Genomic DNA, 19179 nt, shown 5'->3' with positions numbered 1-19179 from the left:
TATGTTCTCGTTTACTTCTTGGGAGAGAGACTTAATTACGGCTGCTTACTGTTGGTGAATAAGGACACTTTCTTGCCATTGACGCGGCAACTTACGAGCCGATTTTTCCCAAGCAGAGAAGTCGGTTACCGGGTGGACGTTGCGGTATTGATCGTTTGCAATCAGTTTGTCTTGCACAGATTGTGGCAGAGTGATGCTGGTACGGATTGGACGCGCGTAACCCTCTGCTAGGTTGATCTGGCCTTGGTCGCTGAAGATGTACTCACGTGCTAGCTTCGCTGCATTTGGGTTCTTCGCGTATTTGTTGATGATGGTGGTGTAACCCGAAATCACAGAACCATCTTGGGGGATGCTTACCGTAAAGCGTTCACGATCGATTTTGTCGCGGTAGTTCAGGGCGTTGAAGTCCCACATGATCGCTACTTCTACTTCGCCTTTTTCAAGGTTGGCGATGTTTGGGTCCGTGAATGAGAGACGGCCTTGTTTCGCCAGCTCAGCAAAGAATTTGATTGCTGGTTTAAGGTTCGATTCGTCACCACCGTTAGCAAACGCTGCCGCTAGAACCGCATTGTTTGCTTGTGCTGCTACGCCTACATCACCAACGGTAACCTTGTAATCGCCTTTTAGTAGGTCATCCCAGGTCTTAGGTGCGTTTTTCACAAGATTACTGTTTGAGATGAAGGAGATAGTACCGGTGTAAGCCAATGCCCAGTGCCCATCTTTGTCTTTCGCCCAATCAGGAATGTCGTTCCAAGTCGTTGGTTTGTATGACTGTGTTACGCCTTTTTTAACTGCGATACGGGCAAAAGCAAAGCCCACATCACCGATGTCTGCGGTTGCGTTTTTCTTCTCTGCTTCGAATTTGGCAATTTCTTGCGCCGAACTCATGTCGGTGTCTTGGTGCTTTAAACCATAATTCGATTTAAGATCCACCCAAGTCTCTTTCCAGTTAGCCCAGCTGTCTGGCATTCCCACACTGTATACCGCGCCTTCTTTTTGTGCCGCTTTAATCAGTGACTCTAGATCTGCTTCTTTCGCCATGGCTGGCGCTGTTAATGTCGCGGCAATAAGCGTTGTCGATACTAAAGCGGAACAACTTAGCAAAGTTTTCATTGTCTCTATCCTTCAGGACTAGGGAAGTAAATTCGATTTTTATCCTAAGAGCAGAATGTGACGGTTTAGCACAAGTTATTTGACAGTTTTAATGCATTTCAATGGCAGTTATATTTCAAGCGCTTAGAATTTAAGCCATTGTTTCTGTCATATTTTTGTTATCTGAGGCCATAGCAGCCGCTTACAGTGGAAAAATTCACTTGCAGATCGTGTCAGCCATTTAATCCAGATATTGCTAATGTCCAGATGCCCGAGTATTTCCAATTCTATGACTAACGTTAAACATGTGCATTTTCCATTGCTCTGTTCTATCAATTTATGGAAACAAACTAATAACCACCCGTGGAATAATGGTGCGCATACAAACTAACAGCTAGGAATGTTAAACAAACCGGGATGTTGACACCAAAAAAAATCCCTACCAGTGTACCGATAGGGATTATCTTCTAACTACAAGATTGTTAAGGTGTTCTTACACTATCAGCATTACCGCTAAGAAATCGGCTTTATCAGCAACTAATTGGCTGCACAAGTAACACCAGAGTTAATGGTTACCGATGTAGATACTCCGGCATTTTCCAAGCTGGTAATTTGGGCGCATGGAACATTAGGTGCACTTTCCAGATATACCGTAGATAACCGGTTTCCGAGCAGTTTTTTTACGTCAATGAATGGACTGAGGTCATTTCCTTTATAGCCGGCAAAATAAACAGTCTGTATGTTTTTCATCGTAGAAAAGACAGACAAATCAGTCACCGTCGAAGCATGTAATACCACCTGGCTGAGCAGGTTTAGGTTTGCCAGCGGTGTTAGGTCAGTTATATTAAGAGATCTTAAATCAAGAGAGCTTAGGCGTTGCAGCCCAGTGACAAAAGAGATCTCAGAGACGGGATTACTTCCAACCCCAAGGTAAGACAAGTTGCTTAATCCTGCGACAGGTGAAAAGTCCGTGATTAGATTATTAGATAGATTGAGGCGAGAGATTCTACTTAACCCAGTAAGCGGTGTTAAATCAGTAATCTGGTTATTCGTCAGATTAACGAAAGTCAACTCAGGTAATAACGCTAGCTTACTAATGTCTGTCAACGCTAAATTATATAAACTTATTGATGTAAGATTAGGTAAGTCCTCTAAGAAACTAATGTCCCTAACAGGGGTGTCACTTATAGCAAGATTAGTTAAGTAAGGAAGACTTTTGAAGATAGTCGTGTCACTGAATCCCGTACCAGTGATATCGATGCCTTTAAGTTTAGGGAATAGGGGGAGTGAACTAAAATCCGTTAGGTTAATATTGTTTGTGATATTAACCTGTTCCAAGTTTGGCAGAGCTTGTAACGGACTAATATCTGTTAGCGCTGCAGTTCGTATATAGAGGTATTTTAACTTGCTTAGTGACAATAGAGGTGATAGTGCTGTCAGCGTATTGCTACCGTAGATGGTGAAAGAATCCAAATTCACGAACTGCTCGATACCGGTAAGCTGTGCGATGTTAGGATGACTGTAATCGCACGCCAACCTTGTTAAAGAACCGGTATCACTTGCTCCATTCAAGCCGTCCGATACACATTTGAGAAATTGACTATCTGTAATAGCATTTAAATCAATAGAGGGATAAGCATTAACTGTCACTGATACTGTCTCTGTATCAGTTAACCCGCCTTCATCGGTCACCGTAACCTTAAAGACCATCTCTTCTGAACGGGTTAGACTTGGTAACGTTATTTCCACCGTTTCCCTGCTGGAAGACGATCCAGTAAAATTAACTGTTGTTCCTTGAGTCTGTTGCCATTGATACGCTATATTGCCTTTGTCATCGTTAACAATTGCACTGATGTTTAGCGCCTCACGTTCATAGCTGACCCTATCAGTTAGAGGATTAACCTGTGGCGCGGTATTGCGGTAGAACACCGTATCCAATTCAGTATTGTGAATTGATAAATGGGCTACGTTTTGCGGAGAAGTAATAAAATTATTAACTCCCGAGTTCAAGGCATTTAATGAGCTCACATCATCAAGCTGTCCGTTGTCATTAAGATCTAAAGCCAAATTATCCAGCCATTGTGTCAATGTTTTCGCTTCTGCATCTATACTCATCATGGCGCCAGCAATCGCCAATGCATAGTCAGTAGCGACTCCCACAATACCTTGATTGTCTCCATCCATCAGATTTGTTGGGGTAGTGGTTACCAAACTGCCGTTGATACTAAAGCTTTGTGCTATTTCTGTATTAGCTTGTCCAATATTATCTATCGTCAATTCAGGGGCTAACGCGAGTGCCCTGCGAACCGCCAATTCGGTCAACGGAGTAATATTGATTGTAGTATCGCTCAGTTGCAAATTTGATGCGGCTTGCAATGGCTGCAAAAGGGTGTCTGTCTGGCCTGTTGCTTCGTTTACATATTGCCCACCGGTGACTTGGACAACAACGGGTCCCTGATATAAACCGTAGTTTTTAATTAGATAATCACCATTATCTGACGTAGTTGTCTGACCGATTTCAGTTTTATCAAGTTGGTAAGCCGTCACAGTCGCGCCAGTTAATGGCCCTTTAAAGGCAACCCCTGAGATAACTGGAGCAGGAGCAACTTTTACTCGATAAGTTTGATGACTGCTTAAACCACCTAGATCTGTGACCGTTAAGCTAAACGTTAACTCAGTGGTTTGTGTGGTATCGGCAGGGGTAATCGTAAGTGCTGCCGTATCAGCATCAGCCATAGCCGCCGCCGAACCAGACAACTGTCGCCATTGATAGGTCAAACCATCTTTATCATCAGTGATAGCGGGAGCAATCTGGCCTTGCTGCCTCTCTGTAAGGCTTAGCTCAACCAATGAGGCTACAACCGGGGGGGTATTGCGGTAGAAATCTTCATCTTTCGAGGTGGTTTCTTTATCTACAACCACCTTATTATTATCTGAGTCAATAAAGTCATTAATCCCCTGATTAAGGCGATTTAATTGTTCAATATCATCCAACTCTCCGTTGTCAGCTAAATCATCGCTAAACTTATCAACAACTTCCCCTATCTGAATGCTATCGGTTTGCGCCAATTTGGTCATACCAGCGATGACCAGCGCGTAATCCACTCTCTCTCCTATTTGTTCTTGGTTAATAGGATCAAGTAGATCAACAGGGGCTTCGCTAACAATATCGAGTTCCAATGCCATTGATTCAGCCACTTTACGATTGGCTGCTGCGACTGATTCAGCTGTCAAGCCTGCGGAAGATGCCTCAGCTTTACGTACAGCCAACTCGGTTAGTAAGGTCACATTAATCACCGGATCGGTAGTCGAAACCTCTTTAGCTGCTTGAATAGATCCTATTAATTGGGTCAATTCACCAGAGGCTTCATCAATATATTCCCCCCCGCTGGCTTCAATACGTATTACCCCTTGATACTGGCTACTCAGTGGCAATAAGTAATAGCCCTTAGCATCAGTGTCCGTAGTACCTAGCTGGTTACCTGCAGCATCAAAAGCCACAATATTAGCCTGCGCTAAGGGGCCTTTAAACACCTGACCAGATATCTTTGTGAAAGTAATAGGTACAGACGGATGAGCGCTGCCATCATTTTCAGAGTGTCCATGCCAGCGACAGCCTGTCAAACTGATAGCAGAAGCGAGCAACAGAGCTCGCTTTATATTTAAAGATGTAAACATTGATTTGTCTCAAGTTCTAGTGCTTCATGATTAAGTATCATTGAGCATATAAAGAAAATTAAATGACGAAATGACATGGGTGATTTAAAACCCATCGGTGTGTTGACTTATTATTACAAGTAATAAATCACACAGAGAAATTTAGCCCTAGCAGGGTATTCCTCTATCACATAAAGAGAGATATTTTCCTATTACATAGGATGATTGTTATCAGCGTTAGCCGGTTATTTTACCTATGCGTGTACAAGGCTAATCTACTCCTTTCATATGAAAATCCAGATAAAGCGTCTATTAAATACAATAAATTTAAACTCATTTACGAAGTTTATGATTAAAAATGTATTATAAACAGATGCATTACTCTAAAAAAGCAGTATTTTTTTCTATCTTCATGCTTAATTCCCACCGCTGCGCAATATATTCCAATGGAAAAATCTGTAATCAATTGATTTAAAATATAATATTGTTTTTTTAGTGCGCTATAACAGTGAGAGATCGTCATATCATTTTAATAAATTCGATTTAATGTTTGTATTAAAGGTTTGTTTCATAGAGCTGGCTGGAAAAATGATTTTTTGAAGCTTAAGCGAAGCGACGTTCAGTTAAAAATCACCGTAACATTGAATATCTGGATTAAGATGGCGGAACGATCCCATACCGTCAGTGAACTGAGGAATTATTCAAGATCGATCTGTTCTGATTCGTTTTGTTTTTCTTTTTGCTAATGTCAGAGACCATATAATTCACTGCTTATCTATAAATATCATCCAAATTCTACATTCCACCACCGTGAATAAATCAAGCAGAACTTGGCATAATTACGGCAGGTTTTAGCTAGTGTTTTGGTGTCAATATTTCTAATATCAAACCATCACTGCATGAGTATCCCGGGACTCCTCTTGGCACTGACACAACTTAATATGTTAATTGAGAGGATCAGAGCATGGCAAAGACAGTCGCACGTCCCTGGAATGATACCAAATCACCAAAACAGGTTATTCTTGGTCTGGCCGATCGCTGCTGTGTACCGCCACCAGACCCCTCAATGGCATCACAAGTGATTATTCCTTCTTCTTCAACTCTTGCAGGGACTCGCCAGAGTAACCATGTGGTTGGCAAAGAAGCGGACGATTATTCTACGGATATCAGAGTAAGATCCGCACGGCTGGCCGATCTTGATGCTATTGAAAGCATGGTGCAGTACTGGGCTGAATTAGGTGAAAATTTACCCCGTGAGCAACAGGAAATTGTGCGTGAGATTGGATTTTTTGTGGTTGTAGAAGCACAGGGGATTGTGACAGGATGTGCCTCTTTATACGCTTATGATTCTCGCTTAGCTGAAATTCGCTCATTGGGCGTGTATCCGGGAGCTCAACGGAGAGGCCAAGGCAAGGCGCTTGTGGATCACTTGGTGGAAAAAGCCAGACAAATGGCAATCCAGAAAGTGTTTGTGCTGACCCGAACTCCCGAGTTCTTTAAGAAGCAAGGGTTTATTTTAACGTCACGTGCTCTGTTGCCTGAAAAAATCATGAAAGATTGCGAGCGTTGTACGAAGCAGCATGTATGTGATGAAGTGGCACTAGAAGTGTGTTTTGAGCAATAACCGTTTGGCGCATTCACTCCCTTAATGATTGACCACGAATTCAACCTGAAACCGGCCATTACCGAGGCTGGTGTCAGCCCTGGACGTCGGTTTAGACGCCTGCGGGGTGCTTGATAGTAACAGCATGGATACTCAGTGTTGGACATGAGCAGCAAGCCTGTACTTGTAAAGTATTGATTAATATTTATAATTCAGGGATAGGAGATCCATCATATTAATGAATAAGTCACTTTTTCTGACGGCCTTCAAGGCGACCGTTCCCGTTCTGTTTGGTTACATCCCACTGGGGATTGCGTTTGGGATCCTGTTCAACGAGCTTGGGTTTCACTGGGTTTACGCCACGTTGATGGCGACGGTGATCTACGCGGGTGCCGGGCAATTTATGGCGGTAGGCTTGCTGGCCAACCATGCTGGTTTGATGGAAGTGGCGATCACTACCTTGCTGTTGAATTCTCGGCATGTGTTTTACGGGATCTCGCTGATCAACAAGTTCAAGACCAACGGGTGGCGCAAGTTTTACCTGATCTTCGGGTTGACGGACGAGACCTATTCGCTGCTGACCGGCATCCGGCCGCCCGAAGATAAAGATGAGACCGACTTCTATCTGTTGATCACCGCATTGAATCATAGCTATTGGGTGCTCGGCTCGACCCTCGGTGCTATTTTGGGTGCCAATATAACGATTGATACCACAGGGCTCGATTTTACCCTTCCGGCGTTGTTTATGGTGCTGGCGATCGAGCAGTACAAGACGATCCGCGAGTCTCGACCTTTTGTGATGGCAGGAGCCGTGGCATTCCTGTCGATCTGGCTGTTCAGTCGGGACAATATGCTGCTGATGTCGATCCTGCTGTCTATTATTGTCCTGCTGGTCCTTCGCCGGGGACAAAAGCCTACCGAAGCGATCGCACAGGGATCTCTCTAGATGCAAGATATTCACTACTTGTTGCTGGTTATTGCGGTGATGGCCGTCGCGACTTTTATGACCCGGGCGCTGTCGTTCGTTCTGCTGTACAAGATCAGCGACCATCCGATGTTGCTCTACCTGGGGCGTTACCTGCCGCCGGTGATGATGGTGCTGTTGCTGATCTACTGTTTTCGCGACCTGCGCTTTACCACGTACACCGATGGCCCAGCAGAATTGCTGGCGCTTGCTCTGGTGGTGGTTTTGCATCTCTGGCGCGGCAATGCCCTGCTGAGCATCATGGCAGGCACCGGACTCTATATGTTTCTGTGCCAGTCATCCCTGCCGCTGCCTGGCGCATAATCAAGCTCTGTTCTACGGCAATGGGGCCGAACGCCGGAGGCCGATAGTGAAGTCGATCACACTATGATCACTTGGCCTCGGAGAGTCGGCTTGAGGGTGGGATATCAGTAAAATATGTGCTTATATGGTTGATAATAAATGTAATATCTAGAGCGTACTATGAAGATTGAGGCTGCTGTTCAAATGCCAATTCAATTCAACAACGCTATGACGGAAGATTTATGCCGTATTGCGTTATTTTCTCAGGTTAAAGACCGTTTTTCCCATCGAACACGCACAGAGTTGTTTCAAAAACTGACTTTTAAGCGTAAGGCACAGATTTTACAACTCAAACCAGAACTCCACAGCGCGAATCTGGCAACCATATTCAAAGCAGTTAACTATTCTGAACTATGCTTGGGGGATAGTGAGGGCCTGCCGGATGATCTGTTACTGATAGAGCAAGCGGCGTGTTTGTGGTATCCACACTGGCTAGCGTTTTGGTGTGATTACGAAATCCACGACGTGAAAGCCAAGTACGCCGAGGCGCCATTGAAGCGCTTATCCCCTGATCCCCTGACTTATGAAGACAAGGACTATCGAGGAGAGCTGATCGACAACATTGAAACTGATTGTCGTTTGTTCAATACCCTTTATGATGACGCGCCGATGAAACTCTGCGACGCAATATGCCTGATAAACCTAGAACTTTTTGTCCGTGGAGAAGAATGGTATGAAATGCTGTTTGCTCTGTCGCTTTCCAGGGAAGGGAAGCACTTCATACTGTTTAGCGACCAGGCCGATAGCGGAATACGAGTTATCGTCGCATCAGCGTTGATTCAAGATTGGAACCAAAAAGCAACCTGGTTGAGTCTGGCTCCGCAATTTGAAAGCGAAAAATGGACAATGTGCTTACCTCCTCATGCATATTGCGAGTTGAATCGGCACCAGTTATTTGATCCTCCGCTAATGAAAAGCTGTGATACGGCTTCAGAGTTTAATCAGATATTGGCGTTTAACCTTGATAATACGTCCTCAATCTGTGAAGTGTTGCGTTTGACCGTAAGTGGGACACATCAGCAAAGGCTGTATTACTTATATCTGACTCAGAAATTGCTGATGAGCACGTTGTGTAATGCGGGTTATGTGGTCGGTCTGACGATCATAGAGCAGCCATTTATGCTTAACTTCTATAAAGCCATTGATAAGAGAGCTTACTTCCATAGTTGCTATTGTGATATCAATGGTGAAGGCGTGATTACATATCGGGGTTTTTGGAACTTCGATTATATGGACAAAGTATTTGAGAATGTCTTATTCCGAGATTATAAGCGGGCGGTTTTAATTGGACGAAAGAATAAGGCGAACCTCTAGGTGACCAATGTTTGACTTGAACCTGCAATCAATTATGTATCCCAAAGCCATTATCCTACTGCTCGCTACCAGTATGGTCATGGCGTGGTTGCTTTACTACTGCTATACCCTGAAGTTAAAAAATGAAAAGATTTTAGGGACTTATCACGCAGCATATATTGCATATTCCAGCTGCATCACGTTGTGGATTTCAAGCAATGCTTATTTCCACACTGATCTGCTTGTCGAGTTTGGTGACGCTGGCGGCATATTCATGGCCAAATTGGCTAATCTGGCGTCCTTCTTTGCTTTTGCATTTGCGTTTTATTTTTCATGCCGTCTCTCAGCTGCAAAGGAAAAACGGCAGGTTTTTAAATGGCAATTTATTGTTTTTTATGGGCTTTCTTTCTACTCTCTGTATGTGAACCTACAACCAAATCTAACGGTAAAAAATGTTGCGATCGTGGCTCCAAGTGATTTCATTATCGACTTTGGACCCCAGACCTCCGTGTTCTTTATGAGCTTGATAACGCTGGTCGTACTCACCCTGACGAACCTTATCGCCATGCGCAGGCGGAGTAGTAAGCTCAGTCTGACCAAAAATAACTACATGATTGCTGGTATTGTGGTGTTCATGCTGTCAACGGCAACGATTCATCTGGGAATGACTTATTTCCTCGGTGATTTTTCCCTTACCTGGCTGCCACCCGCTTTCTCGATCAGCGAAATGCTGCTGATGGGTTACGCCTCGCTTACTTCCCGCTTTTACAGTATCAAATATTTGTTTTTCTTGGCTTTAACGGTAGCGGTGACCAGTGTGCTGTATTTGGTGCCGCTCTCCCTTGTGATGGATTTCACGGCGTACCAATTTGAGCTTATTGTTGCTTACAGCGTGATCCTTGGTCTCACATGGCAGAAACTGTTGAACCGAGTGAAAAAATACACCAGTTTAATGGTGTACAATTCCCCTATGCCACCAACAGAGCAAATATACTCTTTGGTTGAAGAGTTTCAATCATCACCGACAACGGCTATTCAGAAGCTGGCAACACTGTTGAATGTTCCCGGCAACAAAATGCAGCTAGTGAAAAACTCTCATGATTCAGATGTTTATACTCATTATTTAGCCAAAATCCGAGAACCCCTGGTATTTGAAGAGATTACCGATAAGCTCGATAACAGTACCGGCCAAGATACCCTTGCTGCATTACATTATAAAATGAGCCAGAACGAAGCGGCCGTTGTTATGCCGCTTTTTGACAGCCAGCAGATGATTTCGCATCTGTTGATTTCACCCCATAAGCAAGACGGTCGATTGTTTTCAAATGAAGAGTTAGTGGTATTAGAAAAAGTGCTGAAACAAGCGCAAGGTTACATCAATTTTGAGCGACGGATTTGTCAATCTCAGGCATTAGCAAATTCAATCGCGCATGAAATGCGCAACCCCCTGACTCAATTGCAACTCAACCTGGAAACACTCCAAATACAGGTGCAAACACAGGCTGATCTCAAGACGCTTCTGGATCAGATAGAAAAAGGTAAGATGGCAATTGACAGGGGGAGGCAGCTGATCAATATCATTTTGCGAGAAGTGAACAACTCATCGCTCGATCAAGAACCAATGACGACATCACCGATCAAGCGCTTATTGATGCAGGCCCTTAATCAATATGGTTTTGAGAGTGAACAAATTGAAAGCAGGGTGCATCTGAATATCAATGAAGACTTTTCTGTCAGGGTCAACGATACGTTATTTAACTTTGTGATTTTCAATTTATGCCGTAATTCGATTTACTATTTTGATTCCTATCCAGAGAGCCGCATTGAAATAACATCTTGTTCTAACGGTCACGAAAATAGGGTCGTTTTCAGAGATACCGGGCCAGGTATACCAGAGAATATCCGCACGCGGATCTTTGACGACTTTTTTAGTTATAACAAAAATGGTGGTAGTGGTCTTGGGCTCGGGTATTGTTTACGAGTCATGAACTCCTTTGGCGGCCGTATTCAGTGCAAATCAAAACATGGGGAGTACACCGAGTTCCATTTGATTTTCCCGATCTTGTCTGTTGAGAGTTCAATTTACGATGAGGTAGTGAACCATTCATCTGTGATAGACGCTGTGCAACGTCAGCCAGGTTCTGTTGCCAATCAACCGCTATCTACGCCGGCGACAGGAGATTATGGCGGAAAAACGATTCTGATCGTTGACGATCAAGAGGTTCAACGTGCCTTGATAAAGCTCTACCTCGAACAACTGGGTATTGATACGATTCAGGCAAATAATGGCAAAATCGCGGTCGATATATTCCAGAACAATCCTATCGATCTTGTTCTCATGGACATTCAAATGCCAGTGATGAATGGTTTTGATGCAGCAGCAAAAATCAAACAGCTCAGCCCTGCTACCCCCGTCATAGCGCTATCAGGCGAGTCTGGATCGCGAGAGCTGGAAATCATCAGCAACATGATGGATGGCTATCTGACTAAACCAGCCTCTAAGCCTGCCTTGACCGCAATGTTGAACCAATGGCTAACTGAAAAATCTCCTGTTAGCTGTTAGCTGTTAGCTGTTAGCTGTTAGCTAAATGCGATGCCGATGGCCAACCTGATCCAGCAGATATCCCGCGCTGCCAGTTGGCGTCAGCCAGGCTATAGACAGGCACAAAACGCTGGGATGCATAGGCGAGCCTTCCCTTTGCCGCACCAATGATGGCGAGGAATTGTCAAAATCTTGACCTCTGTCACTCTATTCGACATAAAAATTGATAAAACGCATAGCCCTTTGGTTGCGGCATGCATAATGTCTCTGATGTTCCGTTTTATTTAAGTTAAAGGTTACAAATATGTCTGATGTGCCAGTCTCTGTTGCAAATGCTGTCGATGTGGTTCAGCCGGTTGTTGAATCTTCAGGTTCAATTTGGGGGTATGTGGCAGGTGGTACTGTCTTACTGATTCTTGCGGGTTTCTACGGTTATCGGAAATTAAACACGCCTGGATTTATCATTAAGCAAGTAAGAAAGCGAAACCTGAAAGAGATGAAGAAGCAGGGTGTAGAGAACTCTGACTTTATGCTTGATTTGGATAAGTTGTTTGATTCTGTTCTTGAGTATGCCAATAAGTACAACAAAACGGGCGGGGATGTTGTTAAAATCATCAGTCCGCTAAACGACGCTGCACGCATCAAAACACCACGCGATATGTACCAGTCGATGATTTATATCGCGAACGAAATGCACGATGTGGCATTGGCTCGTGAGTTTAAGGCTAAGTCTAAACAGGTGAAGGCAAGCTCACCATTGATGACTGGCTTGTTAAAGCGTGCAGGCATCTAACCTGACTAATGAATCTGAGGTTGTTGGGCAGGTCCTAGCACTTGCTTAAGTCATCACAAGCAATCTCAGTTTTACCTTCTATCCTCGTGTAAAGCCAAGCCGTCGCTCTTCCCCCCCGGCGCACTCAAACTTCCATCGCATCTATCTTCTCTTTTATTTGCAGGTAGTATCCAGATCTACTTGATACAGCTTAATAAGCTAATATTAATCTATGAGGGTTATTTGAGGTATTAATATGGCTGACTTCACTGAGCGTATGCGTCTGAAGGGAAAGGCGGAAGAAGATATCTATTTTGCCGAACTAAACCGAAAGTTAATTGATGCTCTGCATGAAAAACAAGCGGAGAAACAAAAGCTTGTTGAAGATGATGCTGATGATATTGGGCTTGAGGATAAAGTGAATAAATAAAATATCATCGCACTTTTTTTTTGTTTTTCCCTCGCTACTTTCAATCAACGCCACATATTCGCTAAGCCTTTGGCTAATTAAGCCAAACGTGGGAATGTAGATAGAAAGGCAGGCATGGCTGTCTTGTAAATTTTATTATCGTTTACTAATCTGGAATGTAGATGGCCAAGGATTAGTGTGCTTATGACAACGATAAAAATATCAATGATAAGTGCCGTGCTTATCCTTTGTTCTTCATCTTTTTTTCCTCAATCAGCCTATTGTGCTGAGAAAGTCTTATCGATTCTAAACTGGAGTGAATACCTTGACCCCGAGCTTGTTCAGCGTTTTGAACAACAGTATCAGGCCAAAGTGGTTGAAATATACTTCGGCTCTGATCAACAGCGATCTGAAATGTTGCTGCAAAATAATGCTGAAGGGTATGATCTGATCCTTTCTTCCGGTGTTGATCTGGCAAGCTATATCAAGCGCGGTTGGCTGGCTGAGCTGGAACAAGAGAAACTCCCTACCTTACAACATATCAACCCGGAGTGGCGAAGTACCTTCTCAGGGGCAGAGCAGTATGCAGTCCCTTACTTCTGGGGAACCGTGGGTATTATCTACCGGCATGACTTACTTGAAGAGCCAATCACCCGCTGGCAGCAACTTTATCATCCCATTCCTGAGCTACGAGGTAAAATTGGCATGTTTGAGGATACCCGTGATCTGATTGGTATGGGGTTGAAATCACTGGGCTATTCGGCCAATAGCGAAGAGAGTACCGAACTTAAAGAGGTCGAAGCAGTGTTGCATGCCCAAAAAAACATGGTTAATTCCTATATTTACATGACACTTGATGAAACTTCACCCATCGTATCCGGGACGATTCTGGCGTCGATGGTTTATAACGGTGATGCCGTGATGGTACAGAAGCACAGTGAAAATCTGACTTTTGTGCTGCCTGAAGAGGGAGGTGGGATCTGGGTCGACTATTTAACTATCGGCGCGAACGCAAAACAGCCTGAACTGGCCTATGCCTTTCTCAACTTTATCAACCAGCCGGAGAATGCGGCCCAACTGGCCCAATTTGTTTGCAATGCCTCACCCAATTTGGCGGCGGAAAAGCTGTTACCTGAGGCGTTTTTGAGCAACGAGGCGATTTACCCGGACCCGGACAGCCTGAAAAAATCCGAGTTTTATAAGTTACTTTCAGCCGATGCGCAGCGTCAACGCAATAGGCTTGCCATCAGTATTATTCAGTAGCTTTCGCGATGAAACTAAAAGTCAAGCTGCCAATCCTTCTTGTACTGTTGCTTTGCATACCGCAAGTGCTGCTAGGTACCATTGCTTTTGTTGAACTCAGAAGCACTGCAGAGCAGGGCAGTGTGACTCAGATAACAAAATTTCTTGAGCAAATTGTTGCTCAGACCGACAGGCTTGTGAAAACAGCACAAGCCAATGTCGAACTGATCACGGAAGACGATTTATTAAGAAACTATATACTGACCGATGATAAAGAAGAGCGCTATACGTTGATGCAGCGCCCTTTGTTAAGCAAGCTGAAAAGTATTATGCAGGTATTTCCCGAGTATTATGAAATGCGGGTGATATTGCCCGATGGTTATGAAGATCTCCGGTTAACGGTTCCTTTTATTCCGAACCAGACAGAAACCGAACAGGGGAGCGTATTGTTTTCGGCCATCGCGAAAAATGAGAATAATCACCATGCGAAATTTATGGTTAATCCAGACAATGGTGAATTCAGCCTGTATGTTTCTAAACGGCTAGATATTATCAACAAGGCGGTCGATTCTTTTACCGCCCTTCCGAAAGTGCGTGGTTACCTGGTAATAACCGTAAACTTGGAGGTGTTAAATGATGCCTTGAGTGATTTTTCCTGGAGTGGGGGACGTTTTTTAATCACCGAACAATCGGGGGAAGTCGTATTACCTTATTCGGCAAAAAATGCGAAAACTATAACGCCACTTGATTTAGCATCGAAATTAAAATCGGCCGAAGAGAGCACTTTTAATCTTCTCGATATAGAGGGAAAAGATTACTACCACACCAGCGTTAACCTGCAACATCAATTACGGCTTCATGCACTGCTACCGTATAAGGTCTTATTACAATCGAGCCGTAATATCAGTATGCTTGTGGCCATCATTACTCTGTTTTCTATTATAATATTTATCCCCTTGCTGGTTTCTTTCAGCCATTTTCAAATTGTCCGGCCACTGAAAAATCTGCATCAGGCTTTTTTACGCTTAAGTCATGACAATGAATTGGTTCAGGTGAAAACGTCGGGAGATGACGAACTGAATGAGCTAGGCCATGAATTTAATCGAATGAGCTTTAAACTCTTTAAATCGAATGAAAAGATCCGCGATCTGGCATTCAATGATTTCCTGACGGGCTTACCTAACCGTTTCATGTTTACCAAGCATCTCAACAGAACGTTAGAAAGCGCAATTAATGATAATAGTCATCTTGCCGTCATGTTCATCGACTTAGATAATTTTAAGCAGATCAATGACAGCCTTGGTCATTGCGCCGGTGATCAGCTGCTTCACGAGGTGGCGCTTCGTATTCATAAAAATCTGCGCGAGAAAGATTGCATCAGTTATATCAACGAAAGAGATATGATTGCCAGACTTGGCGGCGATGAGTTTACGGTGCTGCTTACTGGCGATTCCGCGGTGGCTGGTGTGGAAAAAGTCGCTCAACGAATTCTTGATGTGATTGCTTTACCAATCAAGATTGACGATAAAAATTATTATATCAGCGGCAGTATTGGTATCGCGTGTTATCCCGAGAACGGCATTACGACCCAGGAGCTGATAAAAAATGCCGATATTGCTATGTATCATGCTAAAAAAATGGGTAGAGGGAGATACCAGAACTTCACTGATATGCTTAGCCAGCAGAATTATGAGTTTTCGAACATCGGGCAAAAAATGCATGAAGCGATAGAAAGAGAGGTGTTTGAACTTTATTTCCAGCCAATCATCGATGGCCGTACCCATCATATTACTTCACTGGAAGCCCTTATTCGCTGGAATGATCCAGAATTAGGTTGGATCCCACCCGATCTGTTTATTCCGTTAGCCGAAAAAAATGGTTTGATCACGGCCATTGGTGACTGGGTTATTCGAGAAGCATGCCGTCAACTAAAAGTTTGGCAGGATATGGGGATTACCGAGATCCAGCTGGCAATCAACGTATCTGCAATACAACTGAATAACCTTAATTTTGCTGAAGAGTTAAGTGATTGCATTATGAACAGTGGAATCATTCCGGGCTCACTCTATATTGAGTTAACAGAAACAGCCATTATAAATGGCGAGCAGGACGTTTTCGCCATGCTGGAGCGGTTGCATGATAAAAATATTAACATTGCACTTGATGATTTTGGAACCGGTTATTCTTCTCTTAGCTACCTGAGAAACCTGCCCATTGATATTCTTAAGATAGACAGAAGTTTTATGTGTGAAATTAATAACAGGAATAACAATGTGATTTTATCTGCCGTTATCACCATGGCCCATGCTCTGGGGTTTAAGGTGGTGGCGGAGGGGGTTGAAGAGCCGGAACACCTAGCCTTTTTGCTCAAGGAAGGCTGCGATATGCTGCAAGGCTATATGTTCAGTCGACCCAAGCCGGCAGGGGAAATCACCACATTGCTGGTTAATGAGCTAACGGGCAAGACCAAGAGAGGAGCCGGAATGACAGTGCCTGATTATTTTTAAGTTGCCCAGAACGCCGCCCGTCACGGGCCAGTAATCCAGTAAGTTCAGCTTACCGAACCGTGTTTTTTCCGGACATACCTTCTCTGAGAATGTCTTCGCCGGAAAGATCTTCTCCGAAATGCCGCTGGGCCAACGCGCGAAATGCATTGAGGGCTGGCCCCGCTTCTTTCCCGCGGGTGATGCAAATCACTGTATCGTGATGCTTAAGGCCAAGCAGGGTGATTTTATTGATGCTTTTGGCATTGATTTGCTGCCCACCTTTGCTGAGCCATACGTCGGCATCAAACGGACTGACGGCGGTGACAATGGCTGCGGCCGAACGGAGGTGGATACCGTGTGGATTTTGGATCTGCCATGAAAACTGCAATTGCTCAGCAGGCTGCGGGATCACCGCTTTTCGAGTATCGGTTGAAAGAGGCGCGGCTACGAGAGATGCAGCCGATGGCTTTTCAGCGGGTAGCGGCATGGTTTGATTCAGTTGTCGGTATTTGGCGGCAAGCGCTCCGTGGGCTTCATGGATCACTTGTTCAATCGGCATGCCGGCCGCGGCGGCGACACTGGCGGCAATAGAGCCTTCAACCAGTGGTGCGGCACAAACGTATACGGCTTTTGCCTGTTCACTACCGAGTAATTCCAGCGCCATATCTGCACTGAGAATGGCACTGCCCATATCAACCAGCACCAATACCCCGTCAGCGGAATAGACCTGCTCAATGGCTGACATGACAGCAACGACATCGGTACCGAGGCCGTTTTTTTTGTCGTTGTCGGGCTCGTCGATACCTGCGGCAATGGCCATTTTTATTCGTCCGCGGGTCATTTGAACGGCCAGCTCTACAACGCCTTCAGCTAAACGCCGGCTATGAGAAACAATGACAATATTTACCATGTTAAACCTTGGTCAGACCTTACCGTGACAGTAATACATTGTCACACAGGGCGGTAAATAAGAAGTATGACGAGGTTGCTCCGGGATCTTGGTGGCCGATAGAGCGTTCACCCAGATAGCTTGCCCGCCCTTTACGAGCTTGCATTTCTATAGTGGCTTTCATGCCTTGTTCAGCCGCTTGTGCTGCGTGTTCCAGCGCGAGGTCCATTTCACTACCTGGTTGCTGTCGTAGGCTGTTGATCACCGCGAGCCAGGTGTCAACCATGGTTTTATCGCCCGCGACAGCCTTACCTCGTAGCTGCACGCCTTTGACACCGTCATCGAGTATTGTCACAAGCTCCTCTAATGTCAGTTCTTCTTTTCCCATAACGCTGGATGCTGCGCGAATGAAGAAGGTGCCATACAGCGGCCCGCTGGCACCGCCGATGCTTGACAGCAGTGTCATTCCGGTGGCTTTTAATATGCTCCCAATGTCTTTGTCGGCCACGGCTGGGAGCTTCTCCATCACTTTTCGAAAACCACGATTCATATTTAAGCCATGATCGGCATCGCCAATCTGACGGTCTAATTCGGTGAGAAAATTCTCCTGCCGGGAAAAAATATCAGCGGCGGTTTCCAGCCATTTAACAATGTGCTGCTTAGTCACTATCATGTTGGCCTCCATCATTCGCTTTAGCTAACAGCCCCAGCGTAGCACTGGTGTATTTACGGGCCTATCCCACAGTGACAGCATTTCATCATCGACTTTCAGAACGGTAATCGAGACACCTTGCATATCAAGTGATGTGCAGTAAGCGCCGATCAGGTTACGCTTGATGGTAATACCTTGTTGCTCAAGTAATTCAGCGACTTTACGGAAGACACAATAGAGTTCAGAAATAGGGGTGCCGCCGAGGCTATTAACCAGCACAATCACTTTATCGCCCCTATTCAGGGCTTCCGTCGTCCAGCTTTCTTCTTGCCATTCGCCGGTGTCGTTGTTCCAGCGGCGAATGGTGCGTTGATATGGGGCGTTATCAAATATTTCTGCCATCATCTCGGTGGTAACGGTGTCGCTGTCAGTGAAAGGCGCTCGTCTGATCCCGGGTTCGCCATGAATGCCGACACCAAATTCAATTTCGTTGTCTGCCAAATCAAAGCCCGGTTTACCGACTGCCGGCACGGTACAGGCAGACAGGGCAATACCTATTGAGCGGCCACGGTTAGTGATGCGTTTAGCGAGTTTGGTGCATTGCTCCAGGGTATAGCCTTCTTCTGTCGCGGCGCCCAATATTTTTTCTGCCAGCACGGTAGCGGCGACACCGCGCCGGCCTGCAGTGTATAAACTGTCTTTTACGGCGACATCGTCATCGATCAATGCGGCTTGAACTGCAATGCCGTCGCCATGAAGCAGCTCGACGGCGGTTTCAAAATTCAGCACATCGCCGGTATAGTTTTTAACTAAAAACAGAACCCCTTTTCCGGAATTAACCTGCTGGCCGCATTCGTACATTTGATCCGGGGTTGGTGACGTAAACATTTCCCCCGGGCATGCGCCGTCTAACATGCCAAAACCGACATAGCCGCCATGCATCGGCTCGTGACCGCTACCGCCGCCTGAAATCAGTGCGACTTTAGGCTTGCCGCGTGTTTTGCGACAGATATAAAAAGGTTCAAAGTTTACCTGTAGTTCCGGGTACGCCTTAGCGATCCCTTCCAGTTGCTCTCTTACGATGTTATCAACATGATTAATCATCTTTTTCATCATAGTGTCCTTATGTACTCCGGGGCGGCATGCAACATATTTAAGTGTATACCTAAGTGATCTCAATATGCTGTCTCTGTGATAATTTCCAGGCACTAAGGT

General features: G+C 44.9%; 13 protein-coding genes and 1 pseudogene. 9 read left to right on the top strand and 5 right to left on the bottom strand.

The window, feature by feature from the left end; translation table 11 throughout:
* Positions 1-45: 45 nt before the first annotated feature.
* The gene (locus AC2204_RS13000; protein WP_318926041.1) at positions 46-1113 is read right to left on the bottom strand and encodes an ABC transporter substrate-binding protein; all 1068 of its coding nucleotides are present in this window, start codon (positions 1111-1113) and stop codon (positions 46-48) included.
* Between the two features lie 516 nt (positions 1114-1629).
* Complete coding sequence (locus AC2204_RS12995; protein ID WP_318926039.1) at positions 1630-4770, bottom strand: leucine-rich repeat domain-containing protein; 3141 nt, start codon at positions 4768-4770, stop codon at positions 1630-1632.
* 1144 nt (positions 4771-5914) lie between these two features.
* On the opposite strand from AC2204_RS12995, the pseudogene AC2204_RS12990 reads away from it, so the two are divergent.
* From AC2204_RS12990 to AC2204_RS12950, 9 genes and pseudogenes are all read left to right on the top strand, one after another.
* Positions 5915-6373, top strand: a pseudogene (locus AC2204_RS12990) (GNAT family N-acetyltransferase); the annotation flags it as partial.
* Between the two features lie 217 nt (positions 6374-6590).
* Positions 6591-7298, top strand: a complete 708-nt coding sequence (locus AC2204_RS12985) for an AzlC family ABC transporter permease (RefSeq protein ID WP_318926038.1) — start codon at positions 6591-6593, stop codon at positions 7296-7298.
* Positions 7299-7640: a branched-chain amino acid transporter permease gene (locus tag AC2204_RS12980; RefSeq protein WP_318926037.1), complete on the top strand. Its 342-nt coding sequence runs from the start codon at positions 7299-7301 to the stop codon at positions 7638-7640.
* Between the two features lie 159 nt (positions 7641-7799).
* Positions 7800-8993 (top strand): acyl-homoserine-lactone synthase, encoded by a 1194-nt coding sequence (locus AC2204_RS12975; RefSeq protein WP_318926036.1) that lies wholly within the window; start codon positions 7800-7802, stop codon positions 8991-8993.
* Between the two features lie 7 nt (positions 8994-9000).
* Positions 9001-11535 (top strand): hybrid sensor histidine kinase/response regulator, encoded by a 2535-nt coding sequence (locus tag AC2204_RS12970; protein WP_318926035.1) that lies wholly within the window; start codon positions 9001-9003, stop codon positions 11533-11535.
* 283 nt (positions 11536-11818) lie between these two features.
* Positions 11819-12307, top strand: coding sequence for a hypothetical protein (locus tag AC2204_RS12965; RefSeq protein ID WP_318926033.1), 489 nt, complete (start codon positions 11819-11821; stop codon positions 12305-12307).
* Between the two features lie 235 nt (positions 12308-12542).
* Positions 12543-12716: a hypothetical protein gene (locus tag AC2204_RS12960; protein ID WP_318926032.1), complete on the top strand. Its 174-nt coding sequence runs from the start codon at positions 12543-12545 to the stop codon at positions 12714-12716.
* 183 nt (positions 12717-12899) lie between these two features.
* Positions 12900-13958: a polyamine ABC transporter substrate-binding protein gene (locus AC2204_RS12955; protein WP_318926031.1), complete on the top strand. Its 1059-nt coding sequence runs from the start codon at positions 12900-12902 to the stop codon at positions 13956-13958.
* An 8-nt stretch (positions 13959-13966) separates the two neighbouring features.
* A complete protein-coding gene (locus AC2204_RS12950; RefSeq protein WP_318926030.1) occupies positions 13967-16444 on the top strand; it encodes a bifunctional diguanylate cyclase/phosphodiesterase in 2478 nt (825 codons plus the stop codon).
* Between the two features lie 49 nt (positions 16445-16493).
* Here the strand turns inward: AC2204_RS12950 and dhaM are convergent, their stop codons facing one another.
* Genes dhaM through dhaK form a run of 3 tightly spaced genes read right to left on the bottom strand, consistent with a single transcriptional unit; the run spans position 16494 to position 19077 of the window.
* Complete coding sequence (gene dhaM, locus AC2204_RS12945) at positions 16494-17333, bottom strand: dihydroxyacetone kinase phosphoryl donor subunit DhaM (RefSeq protein ID WP_318926029.1); 840 nt, start codon at positions 17331-17333, stop codon at positions 16494-16496.
* A gap of 19 nt (positions 17334-17352) precedes the next feature.
* A complete protein-coding gene (gene dhaL / locus AC2204_RS12940) occupies positions 17353-17985 on the bottom strand; it encodes a dihydroxyacetone kinase subunit DhaL (RefSeq protein ID WP_318926028.1) in 633 nt (210 codons plus the stop codon).
* Between the two features lie 24 nt (positions 17986-18009).
* Positions 18010-19077: a dihydroxyacetone kinase subunit DhaK gene (gene dhaK, locus AC2204_RS12935; RefSeq protein WP_318926027.1), complete on the bottom strand. Its 1068-nt coding sequence runs from the start codon at positions 19075-19077 to the stop codon at positions 18010-18012.
* Between the last annotated feature and the right edge of the window lie 102 nt (positions 19078-19179).

The organism is Photobacterium sp., from assembly GCF_057456235.1.
Note: the sequence above shows the minus strand (reverse complement) of the source record. Positions and strands in the feature narration are given on the sequence as shown.

What these genes read in the sequence shown, in the direction of transcription:
- AC2204_RS12980 (WP_318926037.1), top strand. Translation starts at nt 7,299, where the DNA reads ATGCAAGATATTCACTACTTGTTGCTGGTTATTGCGGTGATGGCCGTC.
- AC2204_RS12975 (WP_318926036.1), top strand. Translation starts at nt 7,800, where the DNA reads ATGAAGATTGAGGCTGCTGTTCAAATGCCAATTCAATTCAACAACGCT.
- AC2204_RS13000 (WP_318926041.1), bottom strand. Translation starts at nt 1,113, where the DNA reads ATGAAAACTTTGCTAAGTTGTTCCGCTTTAGTATCGACAACGCTTATT.
- AC2204_RS12985 (WP_318926038.1), top strand. Translation starts at nt 6,591, where the DNA reads ATGAATAAGTCACTTTTTCTGACGGCCTTCAAGGCGACCGTTCCCGTT.
- AC2204_RS12950 (WP_318926030.1), top strand. Translation starts at nt 13,967, where the DNA reads ATGAAACTAAAAGTCAAGCTGCCAATCCTTCTTGTACTGTTGCTTTGC.
- dhaK (WP_318926027.1), bottom strand. Translation starts at nt 19,077, where the DNA reads ATGAAAAAGATGATTAATCATGTTGATAACATCGTAAGAGAGCAACTG.
- AC2204_RS12960 (WP_318926032.1), top strand. Translation starts at nt 12,543, where the DNA reads ATGGCTGACTTCACTGAGCGTATGCGTCTGAAGGGAAAGGCGGAAGAA.
- AC2204_RS12965 (WP_318926033.1), top strand. Translation starts at nt 11,819, where the DNA reads ATGTCTGATGTGCCAGTCTCTGTTGCAAATGCTGTCGATGTGGTTCAG.
- dhaM (WP_318926029.1), bottom strand. Translation starts at nt 17,333, where the DNA reads ATGGTAAATATTGTCATTGTTTCTCATAGCCGGCGTTTAGCTGAAGGC.
- dhaL (WP_318926028.1), bottom strand. Translation starts at nt 17,985, where the DNA reads ATGATAGTGACTAAGCAGCACATTGTTAAATGGCTGGAAACCGCCGCT.
- AC2204_RS12955 (WP_318926031.1), top strand. Translation starts at nt 12,900, where the DNA reads ATGACAACGATAAAAATATCAATGATAAGTGCCGTGCTTATCCTTTGT.
- AC2204_RS12970 (WP_318926035.1), top strand. Translation starts at nt 9,001, where the DNA reads ATGTTTGACTTGAACCTGCAATCAATTATGTATCCCAAAGCCATTATC.
- AC2204_RS12995 (WP_318926039.1), bottom strand. Translation starts at nt 4,770, where the DNA reads ATGTTTACATCTTTAAATATAAAGCGAGCTCTGTTGCTCGCTTCTGCT.